This window comes from Streptomyces bauhiniae, from assembly GCF_004784475.1.
Classification (GTDB): Bacteria; Actinomycetota; Actinomycetes; order Streptomycetales; family Streptomycetaceae; genus Streptomyces; species Streptomyces seoulensis.
Window position 1 is genome coordinate 467,158 of the sequence record NZ_SRRT01000002.1, and the last position, 16,158, is coordinate 483,315.

General features: G+C 70.1%; 15 protein-coding genes and 2 pseudogenes. 8 read left to right on the plus strand and 9 right to left on the minus strand.

All coding sequences use genetic code 11. The annotated features are described in order from the left end of the window. Positions 1-235 precede the first annotated feature (235 nt). Positions 236-853 (minus strand): annotated as a pseudogene (locus E5083_RS32225) (ABC transporter); the annotation flags it as partial. Positions 854-1,022: 169 nt separating this feature from the next. Between E5083_RS32225 and E5083_RS07415 the strand changes: the two are divergent. Continuing rightward, a complete protein-coding gene (locus E5083_RS07415; RefSeq protein ID WP_135784791.1) occupies positions 1,023-1,328 on the plus strand; it encodes a helix-turn-helix domain-containing protein in 306 nt (101 codons plus the stop codon). Positions 1,329-1,333: 5 nt separating this feature from the next. On the opposite strand, the gene E5083_RS07420 is transcribed toward E5083_RS07415, so the two are convergent. The 4 genes from E5083_RS07420 to E5083_RS07435 are packed head-to-tail and all read right to left on the minus strand — an operon-like array spanning position 1,334 to position 6,924. Continuing rightward, on the minus strand, positions 1,334-3,313 hold the full coding sequence (locus E5083_RS07420) for an acetoacetate--CoA ligase (RefSeq protein WP_244317413.1): 1,980 nt from the start codon (positions 3,311-3,313) through the stop codon (positions 1,334-1,336). After that, entirely contained in the window at positions 3,303-4,226 is a 924-nt protein-coding gene (locus E5083_RS07425) for a VOC family protein (RefSeq protein WP_135784792.1), read from the minus strand. Before E5083_RS07425 ends, E5083_RS07420 begins: the two co-directional genes overlap by 11 nt. A 27-nt stretch (positions 4,227-4,253) precedes the next feature. Then, complete coding sequence (locus E5083_RS07430; protein ID WP_135784793.1) at positions 4,254-5,114, minus strand: fumarylacetoacetate hydrolase family protein; 861 nt, start codon at positions 5,112-5,114, stop codon at positions 4,254-4,256. 28 nt (positions 5,115-5,142) lie between these two features. Beyond that, positions 5,143-6,924 (minus strand): FAD-dependent monooxygenase, encoded by a 1,782-nt coding sequence (locus E5083_RS07435; protein ID WP_135784794.1) that lies wholly within the window; start codon positions 6,922-6,924, stop codon positions 5,143-5,145. Positions 6,925-7,077: 153 nt separating this feature from the next. Here E5083_RS07435 and E5083_RS07440 point away from each other — a divergent pair, with 153 nt between their 5' ends. Beyond that, on the plus strand, positions 7,078-7,755 hold the full coding sequence (locus E5083_RS07440) for a GntR family transcriptional regulator (RefSeq protein WP_135784795.1): 678 nt from the start codon (positions 7,078-7,080) through the stop codon (positions 7,753-7,755). A gap of 105 nt (positions 7,756-7,860) precedes the next feature. Here E5083_RS07440 and E5083_RS07445 read toward each other — a convergent pair whose 3' ends face one another. Further along, positions 7,861-8,817 (minus strand): amidohydrolase family protein, encoded by a 957-nt coding sequence (locus E5083_RS07445; RefSeq protein WP_135784796.1) that lies wholly within the window; start codon positions 8,815-8,817, stop codon positions 7,861-7,863. Between the two features lie 61 nt (positions 8,818-8,878). Between E5083_RS07445 and E5083_RS07450 the strand changes: the two genes are divergently transcribed. Continuing rightward, positions 8,879-9,379, plus strand: coding sequence for a MarR family winged helix-turn-helix transcriptional regulator (locus E5083_RS07450; protein WP_135784797.1), 501 nt, complete (start codon positions 8,879-8,881; stop codon positions 9,377-9,379). Positions 9,380-9,414: 35 nt separating this feature from the next. Here the strand turns inward: E5083_RS07450 and E5083_RS31115 are convergent, their stop codons facing one another. Together E5083_RS31115 and E5083_RS31120 are read right to left on the minus strand one after the other, a co-directional pair. Next, the gene (locus E5083_RS31115) at positions 9,415-9,576 is read right to left on the minus strand and encodes a hypothetical protein (RefSeq protein WP_167513485.1); all 162 of its coding nucleotides are present in this window, start codon (positions 9,574-9,576) and stop codon (positions 9,415-9,417) included. A 37-nt stretch (positions 9,577-9,613) separates the two neighbouring features. Next, on the minus strand, positions 9,614-9,781 hold the full coding sequence (locus E5083_RS31120) for a hypothetical protein (RefSeq protein WP_167513470.1): 168 nt from the start codon (positions 9,779-9,781) through the stop codon (positions 9,614-9,616). 24 nt (positions 9,782-9,805) lie between these two features. Between E5083_RS31120 and E5083_RS32230 the strand changes: the two are divergent. From E5083_RS32230 to E5083_RS07480, 5 genes and pseudogenes are all read left to right on the plus strand, one after another. Next, positions 9,806-9,988: pseudogene (locus tag E5083_RS32230) on the plus strand (hypothetical protein); the annotation flags it as partial. Between the two features lie 86 nt (positions 9,989-10,074). Then, a complete protein-coding gene (locus E5083_RS07460; RefSeq protein ID WP_135784799.1) occupies positions 10,075-10,935 on the plus strand; it encodes an alpha/beta fold hydrolase in 861 nt (286 codons plus the stop codon). 552 nt (positions 10,936-11,487) lie between these two features. Next, a complete protein-coding gene (locus E5083_RS07470; RefSeq protein WP_135784800.1) occupies positions 11,488-12,855 on the plus strand; it encodes a chitinase in 1,368 nt (455 codons plus the stop codon). A 25-nt stretch (positions 12,856-12,880) separates the two neighbouring features. Continuing rightward, positions 12,881-15,067, plus strand: coding sequence for an RICIN domain-containing protein (locus E5083_RS07475; protein ID WP_425276701.1), 2,187 nt, complete (start codon positions 12,881-12,883; stop codon positions 15,065-15,067). A 125-nt stretch (positions 15,068-15,192) separates the two neighbouring features. Beyond that, positions 15,193-15,801, plus strand: coding sequence for a hypothetical protein (locus tag E5083_RS07480; RefSeq protein WP_135784801.1), 609 nt, complete (start codon positions 15,193-15,195; stop codon positions 15,799-15,801). A 68-nt stretch (positions 15,802-15,869) separates the two neighbouring features. Here E5083_RS07480 and E5083_RS07485 read toward each other — a convergent pair whose 3' ends face one another. Continuing rightward, entirely contained in the window at positions 15,870-16,073 is a 204-nt protein-coding gene (locus E5083_RS07485) for a cold-shock protein (protein ID WP_031179266.1), read from the minus strand. Positions 16,074-16,158 lie beyond the last annotated feature (85 nt).

A 16,158-nucleotide genomic window follows, 5' to 3' on the forward strand; every position in this document is an offset into this window, starting at 1 on the left:
GTCGTCGCATCCCGCGCACCAGCGCGCGGATGGTGTTGGTTTCAGCTCCTTGACCAGGTCTTCGAATACTCCTTCCCACATCTGATGGAGCAGCCGGCGCTTGCCGGGGAAGAAGGAATAGATGGTCGCCGGAGACGAACAGATCGCGAGCCGCCCGAAGGATCACCTCCCGGCTTTCTTCGGCCTTTACGGCGCCGACGAACGCGTTCGGTAGCGTCAAGCGCGGTCGCCCAGCCCTCGATCCGGCGTGGCCGTCAAGCGGAGCGTCGCAGCGTCGCCGGCCGAGGTCGATGACGTGGTCGGACGCGGCGACGACGCGCATGTCCAGCTCGACCATCACGACGGTGTTGCCCGCGTCGACGAGGGTCTGCAGATGCGTGACGAGACGGTCGGCGTCGGCGCAGTGCAGTCCCGAGGTCGGCTCGTCGAGGACGTAGAAGGTGTCTCCGCGCTGGGCCTCGCCGCCGGACAGCTCGGTGGCGGGCTGCCCGAGTCGCAGGTAGCCGAGCCCCACGTCGATCAGCGCGGACAGGGACCGCATGATCTCTTCCTCACCGTCGAAGAACGCGTGGGCGTCCTCGACGCTCATCGAGAGGATCTGGGCGATGTTCCGGTCACGCCAGGTGATCTCCAGGGTGCTGGCCTTGTAGCGGGTGCCGTGGCAGTCCGGGCACTCGGTGTACACCGAGGGCAGGAAGAGGAGTTCGGCCATCACCGAGCCCTCGCCCTCGCAGGTCGCGCAGCGGCCGCTGGTGACGTTGAAGGACGCCGTGAAGCCTCGGGCGGATCGGCGTTCTCCACCCGTCACGCCCCGCGAGGCGACGAGATCGACTACTGGCGTCAGGCCAGGCGGGAAGCGTACGTGTCGGTCAGGACGGACCCGGTCGGCAGCGCGTTCGGAGGCGACATCAGGCTGGGGCAGTACGCGGATTTCCGGCTGTCCACCAAGCGGGCCCGGCCCGAGGAAGTCAGGCGCTCGGCCGGCGACATCGTCACTGCGCCGCGCCGAGGCGCTGGCCTACATGCGCACGCACATGGCGGACCCCGATCTGGACGCCGAGGGCATCGCCGCGGGCCTGCACCTCTCCCGTCGCACCCTGTTCCGCCTCTTCGAGGGGGCGGGTGAGTCCGTCATGGCACGCCTGCGCTCCCTGCGGCTGGAGCGCGCCCGGCTGATGCTGCGGACGCAGCCGGGCGCGCAGATCTCCGCGATCGCGCTGGAGACGGGCTTCTCCAGCGCGGTGCAGTTCTACCGCGCCTTCCGCACGGTCACCGGCATGACCCCCAGCGAATACCGGGAGGCCGGCGTCGCGGGAGGACCGACCTGACGTCCTCACGCCCCGTCGCGGCACGCCTTCCGGTCGGCTGCGATGCGGACGAACCGGGCGAGCGCGTCGGCGTCGTCGACCGCGGCGGGGTTGGCGACGTCGGCCGGCGGAGCGCCCTGGAGGATGCGTTTGACGGGGACTTCGAGGCGCTTGCCGGTCATGGTGTGCGGCAGGGCGGGGACGGCTATGACATCGTCGGGCACGTGGCGTGGTGAGACCTGGGTCCGGATGTGGTCGCGCAGCCGGGCCGCGAGGGCGGGCGTCAGGTCGTGTCCGGCGGCCAGGACCACGAAGAGGGGCATCCAGTAGCCGCCGTCGGGTTCCTCGACGCCGACGACGAGTGCGTCGGTGACTTCTTCGAGCCGCTCGACGGCCTCGTAGATCTCGGCGCTGCCCATGCGGACGCCGTACCGGTTCATGGTGGCGTCGGAGCGGCCGTGGACGACGACACTGCCGCGATCGGTGACGGTGACCCAGTCGCCGTGGCGCCAGACGCCGGGGTAGGTGGCGAAGTAGGCGTCGCGGTAGCGGAGTTCACCGGGGTCGTGCCAGAAGTACAGCGGCATCGACGGCATCGGCCGGGTGACGACGAGTTCGCCGACCTGGCCGGTGACGGGGCGCCCGTCTTCGTCCCAGGCTTCGAGGGCGACGCCGAGTGTCCGGGCCTGCATCTCGCCGGGACGGGACGGGAGGGTGGGTACGCCGCCCGCGAAGCCGGAGACGATGTCGGTGCCGCCGCTGGCCGCGGCGAGCCAGGTCGCGGGCAGCGTCTCGTGGAGCCACTGGGCGGTGCCGGCGGGCAGGGGTGAACCGGTGCTGCCGAGGCCGGTCAGCTTCAGGTCGTAGGCCGTGCCGGGGCTGGTGCCGGCCTTGTGGGTGGCGATCAGGTAGGCGGGGCTCGTGCCCAGGAAGGTCAGCCGTTCGTCCGCGGCGAGCTGCCACAGGGCTCCCGGGTCCGGCCAGCCGGGGCTGCCGTCGTAGAGCACGATCGTGGAGCCGAGGAGCAGGCCGGAGACCTGGATGTTCCACATCATCCAACTGGTGCTGGTGTACCAGCCGAAGCGGGAGTCGGCGTCCAGGTCCGCGTGCAGTCCGAGGAACTTGAGGTGCTCCAGGGTGACCCCGCCGTGGCCGTGCACGATGCCCTTGGGCCGGCCGGTGGTGCCGCTGGAGTACAGCACCCACAGCGGGTGGCCGAACGGCACCGGGGTCGTCTCGAGCGCGTGGCCGCCCCGGGTGAGGGTGTCGAAGTGCGCGGTGCCGGGCGGCTGGGCGCCGCCGATGTGCGGGACCCACACAGTGGTCCGCACGGACGGCAGGAGGCGGCGGAGCTGGTCGTTGTGGGCGGAGCGGTCGTGTTCCCGGCCGGCGTAGCGGTAGCCGTCGGCGACGAAGAGCACGGTGGGTTCGAGCTGGCCGAGGCGGTCGGCGGCGCCCTCGGGCGAGTACTCCTGGGAGCAGGCGGACCAGGTTGCGCCGACGGCGGCGGTGGCGAGGAACGCGACGACGGTGGCGGTGATGTTCGGGAGATAGCCGACGACGCGGTCACCCGTACCGACGCCTTCGGTACGGAGCCAGTGCGCGAGGGAGGCGACGCGCCGGCGCAGCTCGTCGCGGGTCACCTCCTGCCGGTGCCCGCCTTCGGAGACGGCGACGATCGCGGTCCGGTCACCGGTGTGACGCAGCGCCTGCTCGGCGTAGTTGAGCGTGGCGCCGGGGAACCAGACCGCCCCCGGCATCGTGTCGTCGGCCAGCACGTGTGTCGCCCGCTCGTGGAAGCGGACGTCGTAGAAGTCGGCGACCGCCTGCCAGAACTCCTCCAGCTCGGTGACCGACCAGCGCCAGAGCGCCTCGTAGTCGGCGAAGTCACCGCGGCCCCGGGCGTCCAGCCACTGGACGAACGCGGCGATCCGGGTGCGGGAGGCGGCTTCCGGACGGGGTGTCCACTCCGGTACGGCGACGGGCCCCGGTTCTTCAACCAGCACTGTGCGCCCCCGTCATCATCGCGGCGAGGTCCTCGGGCATGAGGAACGACGGAGGCGGCGGCGGACCCCAGTTGAAGAGGCTCCGGGCGCCCTCCCAGACGCCCGGCTTCCAGAGCGCGTCGTCGACGATGCAGTCGATGTCGGAGTAGTACTCGGAGAAATTGCCGGCGGGGTCCTTGAGGTACCAGAAGAAGTTGGACCCGACGTGGTGACGGCCCAGGCCCCAGACGTGCCGCTCGGGGTCCTTCTCCAGCATCGCCATCGCGCCGCGGCCGATCTCGTCGATGTCCTCGACCTGCCAGGAGGTGTGGTGCAGGAAGTTCACCGGGGCCTGCTGGACCAGGACATTGTGGTGGTCGGTCGAGCAGCGCATGAACGCCGCCAGCGACGGGACGACGTCGCTCACCTTGAATCCGATGCCGTCGGTGAAGAACCGCTGGGTCGCGGCCTGGTCGGTGGACCCGATGACCACGTGACCCAGTTTGCGCGGGGCCACCCGGCCCTCGCGCAGAACGCCCGGCGCCCGTACATTGGCGCGGTCGACCCGGCCGGGCCCGTTGTACGGCGTGGGAGCGACGCGCTGCTGCTCGATCCGGGACGCCACCGAGACCACGGCGCGGAACCCGGCGATCGGCTCCTCCGTCACCAGCGAGTCGGCCGACCGCTCGACCGGCAGGTCCAGGGCGCCGAGTTGACGCTCGATCCGGTCGAGGTCGTCGGGGTCGTCCGCGCCGACGCCGATCTCGACGAGGCGGCGCCGCGGTGCGTGCGCGAGCTTGAACTGCTCACCGCCGTCCGCGGTCGCGAACGCGTTCCCGCCGAGCGGGGTGAGGCCGAAGTCGGTGTAGTAGGCGGCGGTCGCGTCGACGTCGGGAACGCCGACAGTGATGGAGGTGAGGCGGTGCAGGGCCATGGTGTTCCTTCCTTTCCCCGTCGGGTCTCAGGAGGCGGTGGTGTACGGGGTGCCGGGCACGCACCGCTGACGGAGCTGTCCGATCCCCTCGATCCAGGTGACGACCTCCTCGCCGGCGACCAGGAACCGCTTCGGATTGCGGCCGCCGCCCACGCCACTGGGCGTACCGGTGAAGATGAGGTCTCCCGGCTGCAGCGGCAGGACCGCCGAGAGCCGCTCGATCAGGACCGGGACCGAGAAGATCAGGTCGCCGGTCCGGGCCTTCTGGACCTGCTCCCCGTCGATGCTGCAGCCGATCTCCAGGTTTCCGGGGTCCGGGAGTTCGTCCGGGGTCACGACGACCGGACCGATCGGCGCGAAGCCGGGGAAGGACTTGCCCAGGCTGAACTGCGGTGCGGGCGGGACGAGTTGCCGGGTCCGCTCGGAGTAGTCCTGTCCGACGGTCAGCCCGGCCACGTACTCCCAGGCGTCGGCCGCGGCGACCTGACGCGCCTCCCGGCCGATGACGACGACCAGTTCGGCCTCCCAGTCGACGGTGTCGCCCGGCAGTGCGAGATCGCCGTACGGACCGGTGATCGAGGTGCGGAACTTGGTGAAGACCGGTGGCTCGACCGGGAAGTCCAGACCGCTCTCGGTGGCGTGCTCGCGGTAGTTGAGTCCGATGGCGAAGATCTGACCGGGCTCCGGGACCGGTGCGCCGAGCAGGGTCTCGTCCAGGGGCTCGCCGGCGGGCAGGCCGGCCGACGCGGCCCAGGCGGTGAAGTCCCGCCAGTCGCGGTACACGGCCGTCGGGTCCGGCCCGAACCGGCCCTGGCTGGCCTCTTCGACGTCGACGGCCCCGGTGGCGGTGACCAGGACGAGCCGTCCGGCGAGGTTGGCGATACGCATGGGGATTCTCCTCGTGAGGGCGCGGGGGTCAGCGCAGCTCGGTCGACAGCACCTGGGACAGGGCGTCCCTCAGCACGGCATACGGGTCGGCGACGGCGCCGAGTGAGCGGAACGCGACGTACCGGTCGGGGCGCACCAGGACCGCGCCGGCCGGGGAGATGCCGCGGTTCTTCAGCCAGGCGCAGCGCACGTCGATGAAGTCGGAGTCGAGGACGCCGACGGTGCCGGCCACCAGGGGCACGCCGTTCTCCGAGGCGAGCTTCTCGGCGGCCTCCACCCAGACCCCGCCCTCCTCCCCCGCCAGGAGCAGGAACTTGCCGCCGTGGACGAGGGTGCCCAGCGGGACGCGCTCGCCCTGGCGCTCGATGAACGCATGCGGCATCGGGTGGCCCGGCCGGGTGCTGGGCTCGTAGAGGCGGACTGGGTCGAGCGGGACGTACGCGGGGCTGCCGTCCGGCACGATCGCGGTGGAGGCGTAGCGGTAGCCGAACTCGACGTTGTGGTGGTGGAACTCCATGGTCTGCGAGGCGATCGCCCGGTTCAGGGCGTGCCGCTTGGCCGCCGACTCCGGGAGGTCCTGCCAGAGCGGGGCCAGTTCGGCCCAGTTCTCCTCCGGGGTCTTCTCCGGTGACAGGCCGAGGGCCTGGTCGATCGTGAAGTGGTTCAGCGCGTTGGCGATCGCGCTGTCGATGTTGTGCTGGTCCACCGGTTTGCGCTCGGCCTCGTAGGTGTCCAGCAGGCCGTCGCCGGCGCGGCCGGCCAGGACCGCGGCCAGCTTCCAGCTCAGGTTGTACACGTCGTGGATCGCCGAGGTCAGACCCAGACCGCCCGTCGGCGGGTGGCGGTGGGCCGCGTCGCCGGCGAAGAAGACCCGGCCCGCGCGGAACCGGTCCGCGATGACGCCCTCCATGGTCCAGGTGCTGATCCGGTGCACCGTGGGCACCAGCTCCGGCGGGAGCCCGAGGGTGGCGCGCATGCGCGCGAGGACCCGGTCCTCCTTCATGGCGTCGGGGTCGCCGGTGGCGTACTGCATGTGGAAGACCCACTCCTCCGACGCCGGACCCCAGTGGTCCGGGCCCATGGGCACGAGGACGCCGCTGAACGACCCGCCGAAGTCGGGGTTGACCAGCCAGCGGATCAGCACGTCGTCGTCCGTGGCCCACGGCGACAGGTCCGCGCTCATGTGGATCGAGAGCATCTTCATGATGTCCCGCTGTCCGTTCATCTCCACCCCGACGAGCCGGCCGACCGTCCGGCCGCCGTCGGCGGCCATCAGGTACCGGGAGCGCACCTGGTACGTCGTGTCGGTGTCCTTGTCGCGGACGGTCGCGGTCACGCCGTCGTCGTCCTGCACCAGGCCCACGAGTTCGTGGTGGAACCGGACACCGCCCGGGTTCAGCTTCTCGGCGTGCTCCTTCAGTACCGGTTCGAGCCGGATCTGCGGCAGGTTGCAGGTACGGCAGGGGCTCGCCGCCACGTAGTCGGGGTCGGTGTAACCCCCGCCCCAGGCTTCGAGTTCGCCCAGCTTGCGGCCGTAGTTCTCGTGCGGACCGGCCAGCCCGGCGTACCAGGCGCTGGCGCGCATGTGCTCCGGCGGGGTGCCGCGCCGGTAGATCTCGGGAGCCGCGCCGACCTCGGTGAAGATCTCCATCGCCCGCTGGTTGAGGACGTGGGCCTTCGGCAGCGTCGAGGTGGCCGGCAGGGCGCTCACCAGCAACGAGTCGACACCGAGGGTGGACAACGTCATCGACGCGGTGAGGCCGGCGCCGCCGCCGCCCACGATGAGGACGGGGACCTGAACGTCAGTCATGGAACGTCTCCTTGATCGGGACCGCGGCGCTGCGGTCCTCGACGGGATAGGGCGTGGCCACATCGTGCGCCCCTGGAAATCGATCCGTCAATGTAAAATCGATTTTTCTTTCCGGTGTCGATCTCCCGGAATCGGCTCGCCTACACTGCCCCCATGGCCACGAGTCCCGCGAAGCCCACCCGCGCCCAGGAGGTCTACGACCGCATCCGCGGCAGCCTCATCCGCGGCGAACTGGCGCCCGGGAGCAAGCTCAGGATGGGCGACTTCACCGAGCGGTACGGCGTGAGCCTCTCCGTCGTCCGGGAGGCGGTGACCCGCCTGGCCGGCGAGGGACTGGTCGAGGCCATCCCCCAGCGGGGCTTCGCGGTGGCGACGCTGACGGTGGACGACCTCCAGGACCTGACGCGCACCCGCGTCCTCATCGAGACGCTGGCCCTCGCGGAGTCGGTCAGGCACGGTGACCTGGCCTGGGAGGCGTCGGTCGTCGCCACGCATCACGCGCTGGCCCGCACACCCATGGTGACCCCGGAAGGCCACGTCGACCCGGCATTCACCGTCGCCCACCGGGAGTTCCACCACACCCTGCTCGCGGGCTGCGGCAGCGCGCGGCTCGAGGCGATCGCGACCGGGCTCCGGGACTGCGCCGAGCTGTACCAGTACTGGTCCCACGAGTTCGGCGGGGACACCACCCGCGACATCGCCGCCGAGCACAAGGCCATCGCCGAGCTGGCCGTCGCCCGCGACGAGGCCGGCGCGACCCGGGCGCTCCGCGAGCACATCGAACGCACCACCGCCGCCCTCATCGGCTACGCCGAACGCGCCTCCGCCTGAGCGAACACCGCATCTATGGAGGGCTGTTGGTCGCGGCCCGGACCTCGAACCCGGAGCCCCGCCGGAGTGACCGGCGGGGCTCGGGGGTGTCGAAGGCGTTCCCTGTCAGCGGGCGAGCCGGGGGAAGAGGGCTTCGGCGTTGCCGCGGTCGATGGCGGCGCGCTGGGCGTCGTCGAGGGGGTAGGCGTCGAGCTGCCGGGTGAAGTAGGCGGACATGTCGGGGGTGGCGTACGGGAAGTCGCTGCCGAAGGTGATGCGGGTGGGGTCGGCGAAGGCGAGCAGGGTGGGGAGGGTGTCGGGGTTGGCGCTGAGGGCGGTGTCGAAGTAGAAGCGCCGCAGTTCGGCGAGGATCGTCTCGTGGGGCATGGGGGGCTTCACCCCGCTGACCTGCTGGTGCGCCTGCAGGGCGAGGGCGATGCGGTGGGCGGCGTAGGGCAGGAAGCCGCCGCCGTGGGACAGGATGAACCGGATGTCCGGGTGGCGGGTGGTGGTGCCCGACAGGACGAGATTCATCGCGGCGCGGGTGGTGTCGAGCAGGAAGTCCGCGGCGTAGGGCGGGATGCCGGGGACGAGCGGGCCGGGCAGCTCGGCGGGGTGGATGAAGACGGTGGCGCCGCGCCGGCCGAGTTCGGCCATGAGCGGCTCGAAGGCCGGGTCGCCGAGATAGGTGCCGCTCTGGTTGGCGAGGAGCACGATGCCGTCGGCGCCCAGCTCGTCCAGGGCACGGGCGGCCTCGTTCAGCGCACCGTCGACGTCGGGCAGCGTGAGGGTGGCGAAGAAGCCGTAGCGGTCGGGGTCGTCCCTGACGATCGCGGCGGCGTAGTCGTTGACCTTGCGGGCCCAGGTGGTGGCCTCGGCGGCATCCCCTAGGTAGGTGCCGGGGGTGGAGACCGACAGGACGGCGGCCTGGATGCCCTGGCTGTCCATGAAGGCGAGGTCGGTGTCGACGTCCCACCGCGGGATGGGCAGGCCGCCGGCGGTCACGCCGCGGGAGAGGAGCCAGTCGCGGTAGTGCGGCGGAACGATGTGGTGGTGGGTGTCGATGCGCGCGGGACCGGTCACGATGGTTCACCTCTGAGTGACTTAGCAAGCTAACTCTTAGCTCTGCTGTTAACGTAGACCCATGACCCCGCCCATGCAAAACGCACACTCCGCCCAGGAGCCGACCGGCGATCACCTGCCGCAGGCCGGGGACGCGGAGTTCCAGGAGTTCACCCGGGCGGTGCAGGATCTCCTCGGCGCCGTCCGCCGCAGCCGGGGCCGGCTGGCCGGCCAGACGCGCCCGGCCCTGTCGCTCTCCCAGGTCCAGCTACTGGAATCACTCGCCGACCACGGCACCCTCGGCGTCAGCGAGATGGCCGAACACGCCGGCGTCACCACCCCCACCGCCACCCGCATGCTCAAGCAGCTCGAACGCGACGGCATCGTCACCCGCACACGCAAGCCCGGCAACGAACGACGCGTGGAGATCGAGCTCACCGAAGCCGGCGCCGGCCTGCTGGCCGAGCACCGCGCGCGCCTGCGGGAACGTCAACTGCGCGCGTTCCGCGAACTGACCCCCGAGCACCGCGCCGTGGCCACCGAACTCACCCGCCGACTCAGCGAGTTGGTCGACGAAATGTGAACACCGTGATGTGCGGCGGCGGGACGGCGCGGGACTTACCGCAGACCGGCCTCGGTCGCGAGGGCGGCTGCGGCGGCTCGGGAGGTGACGCCTGCGGTGAGCAGTCGCAGCACCTCCGCCTCCCGGGGAGCCAGACCCCATGATTCGGTGGGCTGCTCGGAGGTGTCCGGGGGATCGAGCGGGATGCGCACCTCCATACGGGACCCCCAGTTCTCCACCGACTCCAGGTCGAGGTCACCGCCGAGCGCGGTGGCCCGGGCGGCGGGTGGCGAGATCGATCGCCCTGGCGCGGGCCCTGGCGTCGTCCAGATCCCTGGCGCGCAGCGCGGCCAGCAGTGCTTCCAGATCCGTGACGTGTCGGTCCGTCAACTGGGCGGTCACCCTGAGCCGTTCGCTCGTCACCGCCCTGGGTTCCTGCAGATACTCGTGCGCTTCCGGGGTAAGTCCATCGCCGACGTGCTGAACATGCCGATCGAGGAAGCCACCGACTTCTACGAAGCCCCGCCCGCCATCTCCCGACACCTGAGCACCCTCAAGGAGGTGGGCCTCGGTTACATCCGGCTCGGCCAGCCGGCGACCACCTGCACAGGCCGTCGAGTCACCCGGATGGCAGCGCGTGCATGCAGAGGCGGAGGGGCTGCACCAGGCTGAGGCTCTCAGGCTGCCACGAGGCGGCCTGCCGTCGAAGGAGCGTCATGCGAATAGCCGGCAAGTCACGGCGCCGTGCCCATGCGGTCCGCTGGGGTGCGGGCGCAGTCGTCCTGGCGGGCACCGCCTCCGCCGTCGCGGTGATGGGGGCGTACGCGGGCGGGCCACCCGGTGGGGCCGGCGAGGAGAAACCGACGATCGTGCTCGTGCACGGCGCCTTCGCCGACGCCTCCAGTTGGAACGGGGTGGTGGGCCCGCTGCAGAGAGACGGCTACAAGGTGATCGCCGCGGCCAACCCGCTGCGCGGCATACCGCAGGACTCGACGTACGTGGCAAGCCTCCTGAAGAGCATCAAGGGCCCCATCATCCTGGCCGGCCACTCCTACGGCGGCGAGGTCATCTCCCAGGCCGCCGCGGGGAACAGCAACGTCAAGGCGCTGGTGTACATCAACGCGATCATGCCTGACGTCGGCGAGTCCTTCTCCGGTCTCTCGGCGAAGTTCCCGCCGCCGCCCCTCACGTCGGCCTTCAACCAGGTGCCCTTCCGCAACGGCGACGGGACCGGCGGCACGGACGTCTACGTACAGACCGACAAACTCCGCCAGGTCTTCGCCCAGGACCTGCCCGTCGCCCAGACGGATCTGCTCGGCACCACCCAGCGGCCGATCGCGCTCTCCGCCTTCACGGACAAGCTCACGGCCGCCGCGTGGCACGACAAGCCCGTCTACGTACTGGTGGGGAAGCAGGACAGGTCCATCGACCCCGGGCTGGAGCGGTACGAGGCGAAGCGGGCGAAGGCCCGCAAGACGGTCGAGATCAATTCCTCGCACGTCGCTCTGATCTCGCATCCGCAGGCGGTGAAGGACCTCATCGTCGACGCCGCCGAGGACTACGTCTGGAAGCGGTAGCGAGCAGTTTGGCCGGGCCCCCGTTCTTGCCGGCCGGTGCTGGTGGTCGGGCTGCCCCGGCGTCGTTGTTGAGACGGTAGGCGTGCCCCTGGGCGCGGGTGGTGACACACAGCCCCGGGACGGCGCCCCGGTCGGGGACCTTCACGGACTCGACGGTGCCGCCGGGGCATTCGTCGGGGCTCAGCTTCTGCAATTCCTGCCCGAAGTCGGTGCCGGTGACGTTGGCCAGAGGATCGCCGCCGCCCGGTTTCGGGCATGCCGGAACAGGGTGCCGTACGGGACATGCATGAGTGGCCGGCCCCTTCGCCAAAGGGAGAGGGGGATCAGCCGAGGCGGCTGACGGAGCGGGCGCCGAGGTCTATGACGAAGGCCCGGCAACATGCCACACATGATCCTCCTGTTACTCGACGTCAACTCTTGACGCCTCAGGTCTGGACCTTTAAGTTCCCCTTCGCCGCAGCTTCATGAATGAACACGTCGTTCAGGTACTTGAACGACGGCACCCCCCCACCTACGGCCTCCCATGAAAGGCTGTGAACCCCCATGTCCCGCATGCCCAGTTCCGCCCTGCGCGGCGTCCTCGCTGCCGCGCTGCTCACCGCGTCGGCCGGTGCGCTGACCACGACTCCGGCCGCTGCCGCCACCGGCGCCATCACCGGGCTCGGCGGCAAGTGCCTCGACGTGGCGGGAGCAAACTCCGCCAACGGCACGGCCGTTCAGCTCTACGACTGCAACGGCACCGCCGCCCAGCAGTGGACGGTCGACAGCGACGGCACGGTCCGCGCGCTCGGCAAGTGCCTTGACGTGACCGGCAGTTCGACCGCCAACGGCGCCAGGCTCCAACTGTGGGACTGCTCCGGCGGTGCCAATCAGCAGTGGACCGTCTCCGCAGCCCGCGACCTCGTCGGCCGGCAGTCCGGCAAGTGCGCCGACGTCACCGGCAACACCTCGGCGAACGGCACGCCCGTCCAGATCTGGAGCTGCACCGGCGCCGCCAACCAGAAGTGGACCGCGCCCGCCGACGGCGGCACGCCTCCCGCCTCCGCGCCGATGGCCGTCGCCCCGTACCTCTACAACGGCTGGGGCAGCCCGCCCAACCCGACCACCATCATGAACGCCACCGGCGTCAAGTGGTTCACCCTCGCCTTCGTCCTCAGCAACGGCACCTGCAACCCGCAGTGGGACGGCGGCCGTCCGCTGACCGGTGGCGTCGACCAGCAGACGGTCAACACCGTGCGGGGCGCGGGCGGCGACGTCATCCCCTCGTTCGGCGGCTACAGCGGCAACAAGCTGGAGAGTTCCTGCACCAGCGCGTCGGCACTGGCCGGCGCGTACCAGAAGGTCATCGACGCCTACCGGCTCAAGGCCATCGACATCGACCTCGAGGCCGACGCGTACAGCAACGGCACCGTCCAGCAGCGCACCGTGGACGCGCTCAAGACGGTCAAGGCGAACAACCCCGGCATCAAGGTGTACGTCACCATCGGCACGGGGCAGTCCGGACCCGACACGAGCCTGATCAAGCGGGCCGCCAACTCCGGTCTCCAGGTCGACAGTTGGACCATCATGCCGTTCGACTTCGGCGGTGCGGGACAGAACATGGGGACGCTGACCACCAAGGCGGCCGAGGGGCTGAAGAACGCCCTCAAGAGCGCCTACGGCTACAGCGACGACCAGGCGTACCGGGGCATGGGGATCTCGTCCATGAACGGGATCACCGACGACAACGAGACCGTCACCCCCGCCGACTTCCAGACCATCCTCGGCTACGCGCAGCAGCACCACCTCGCGCGCCTCACCTTCTGGTCGGCCAACCGCGACCGGCCCTGCTCCGGCGGTTACCCGAACGACGACACGTGCTCGGGTGTGGCCCAGAGCGCCTGGCAGTTCACCGGCATCTTCGCCAAGTACACCGGCTGACGGCCCGCCCTCACAGGAGACTTGCGTGTTCAGAGCTCTCACCGTGGCCGCGCTCGTGGCCACGACCGCGGCCGGACTCCCGGCGGCCGCGCCGACGCCGACGAGCGCGCGGCCCGCGGCCGCCGCGGCGATCCCGTCCGGCCCCACCACCGTGGTCAACAAGGGCAGCGGCAAGTGCGTCGACGCCCGCGCGGCCGCGAGCGGCAACGGCACCGCCGTCCAGCAGTACGCCTGCAACACCAGTGCGGCCCAGACCTGGCAGCTCGTCGCCACCAGCGGCGGCTACTACCGCGTCAACAGCGGCCTGGACGGCACCAAGGCGTGGGACGTCACCGACGTATCCACCGCCGACTCCGCCGCCGTCCAACTGTGGACGTACTCCGACGGCGCCAACCAGCAGTGGCTGCCCGTCGCCGAGGCCGACGGCTCGTACCACTTCGTCAACCGCAACAGCGGCAAGTGCCTGGACGTCCCCGGTGCCTCCACCGCCGACAGCGTGCAGCTCGCCCAGTACACCTGCAACGGCACGGCGGCGCAGTCCTTCACGCTGGGCGGCGGCGCGACGAACCCGCCCGGCACCCCGGACTTCGGCCCGAACGTCACGGTGTTCGACCCCTCGATGCCGGCCACCGCCATCCAGGCCAAGCTGAATTCCGTCTTCGCCCAGCAGCAGACCAACCAGTTCGGCTCGGCCCGCCAGGCCCTGCTGTTCAAGCCCGGCACCTACAGCGCCGATGCCAACGTCGGCTTCTACACCCAGGTCGCCGGCCTCGGCCTCTCCCCCGACGACGTGACCATCAACGGCGCCGTGCACGCGGAGGCCGACTGGTTCCAGGGCAACGCCACGCAGAACTTCTGGCGCTCCGCCGAGAACCTGTCGGTCAACCCGACCGGCGGCACGGACCGTTGGGCCGTCTCGCAGGCCGCCCCGTACCGGCGCATGCACGTACGCGGCAACCTCGCGCTCGACGACGGCGGCTGGTCCAGCGGCGGGTTCATCTCCGACACCAAGGTCGACGGACAGATCCGTTCCGGCTCCCAGCAGCAGTTCCTCACCCGCAACTCCCAGATGGGGAGTTGGGCGGGGTCCAACTGGAACATGGTCTTCGTCGGCGACCAGGGCGCGCCCGCCCAGTCCTTCCCGACGTACACCACCGTCGCGAGCAGCCCGACGATCCGCGAGAAGCCCTTCCTGTACGTGGACGCGGCCGGCGCCTACAAGGTGTTCGTGCCCGCGCTGCGCGCGAACGCGGTCGGCACGACCTGGAGCGCCAAGGCCCCCGCGGGTACGTCACTGCCGCTCGACCAGTTCTTCATCGTCAAGCCCGGCGCCACCGCCGCCGATATGAACGCGGCCCTCGCGGCCGGCAAGAACCTGCTGGTCACGCCCGGTGTCTACCACCTCGACCAGACGCTGAACATCACGCGCCCCGACACGGTCGTCCTCGGCATGGGGCTGGCCACCTTGGTGCCGGACGGCGGGATCACCGCGATCAGCACCGCCGACGTGGACGGCATCCAGTTGGCCGGCCTGCTGATCGACGCGGGCACCACCACCTCCCGGACGCTCGTGCGGATCGGCCCGGACGGCGCGTCCGCCGGCCACGCCGCCGACCCCGTCCAGTTGTCCGACTTCTTCGTCCGGATCGGCGGCGCCACCGTCGGGAAGGCGACCGACTCGCTGGTCGTCAACAGCGCGAACACGATCATCGACCACACCTGGATCTGGCGGGCCGACCACGGCAACGGCGGCACGGTCGGCTGGACCACCAACACCGCCGACACCGGGCTCGTCGTCAACGGCGCCGATGTCACCGCGTACGGCCTGTTCGTCGAGCACTTCCAGAAGACCCAGGTCCGCTGGAACGGCAACGGCGGCCGGACGTACTTCTTCCAGAACGAGATGCCCTACGACCCGCCGAACCAGGCCGCCTGGATGAACGGCGGCGGCAAGGGCTACCCCGCCTACAAGGTCGCCGACTCCGTCACCCGTCATGAGGCGTGGGGGCTGGGCAGCTACTGCTACTTCAGCACCAACCCCGGCGTCGTCGCGGACCGGGCCTTCGAGGTGCCGAACACCTCCGGGGTCAGGTTCCACGACATGGTCACCGTCTCGCTGGGCGGCACCGGAACCATCAGCCACGTCATCAACAACACCGGAGGACCGTCCAACTCCGCCGGCAACGTCGCCTACTTGACCACCTACCCATAGACCGTACGGAAGGATTGACCAACCGCCGTCGGAGGCCATGTACCCAACGATTACAGGGCAGTTGACCTCGGGGTTTCGTGGTAGCGTCCTTGCTCTGAGGGACAGAGCAATCTGAAAGGGAAATCGTGAACACGGAGAAGATCGCCGCCCGCCGCCTTTCGCTGGAAGAGGTGACGAAGCTCGGCATGAAGGACAAACTCCTCGTTTCCGCCGACACGGCAGAACTCAAGCTTCCCGGCTGCTATGTCCCCGCTTTTCTGACCAAGTCCGGTGAGGATTTCGAGGGTGGCTCGATAACGGCGAGGACCATATTCCAGGAAGAGGTCTCCTGCCTTCCCGACGACGAGAACGAAGCGGGAATCTACCTGGCCGACGAGAACGGCTCGGAGACCATCGAGGTCCTCCAGTCGGCCGGTGTCGTCCTGGACCTGGCGCTCTTCGTGCCCAGCGGGGACAAGGGAGCCCTCTCGGCCCTCTACGCCGCGGCCCGGCAGGCGTTCGGCGCCGACGTCGTGCAGATCTGGCGCCAGGGCCTCAAGGAGGTGCCCGACGTCAAGGTCGACATCTTCGAGGAGCAGATCCCCCGGGGCCGCAAGGGTGGCGACAGCCCCAAGCGTGACCGTCGCGCGATCGACACCTACCCCACCCGTGCGGACTTCATCGAGTTCACCGCCGGATGGAAGCCGGTCGTCGAGATTCACCGGCCGGTCGTCGACGACACCCCGACCATCTGAGGCGACGTCACCTCGCGCGCGAGGCGGGCCCCGGAGCATGTTCCGGGGCCCGCCTCAGCCGTACGCGGTCAGACGACGGTGATGTTCTCCGCCTGCGGGCCCTTCTGACCCTGGGTGACGTCGAACGTCACCTGCTGGCCTTCGAGGAGCTCACGGAAGCCGGAAGAGTTGATGTTGGAGTAGTGCGCGAAGACGTCCGGGCCGCCGCCGTCCTGCGAGATGAAGCCGAAGCCCTTTTCGGCGTTGAACCACTTGACGGTACCGCTGGTCATGCTGAGCCTTCCGGTCGAGATCGGACCCGCACCGCGCGGACCCGAAGGTGATGCCCTGTTCCCGCGTCGCACAGCAGAACGCCCA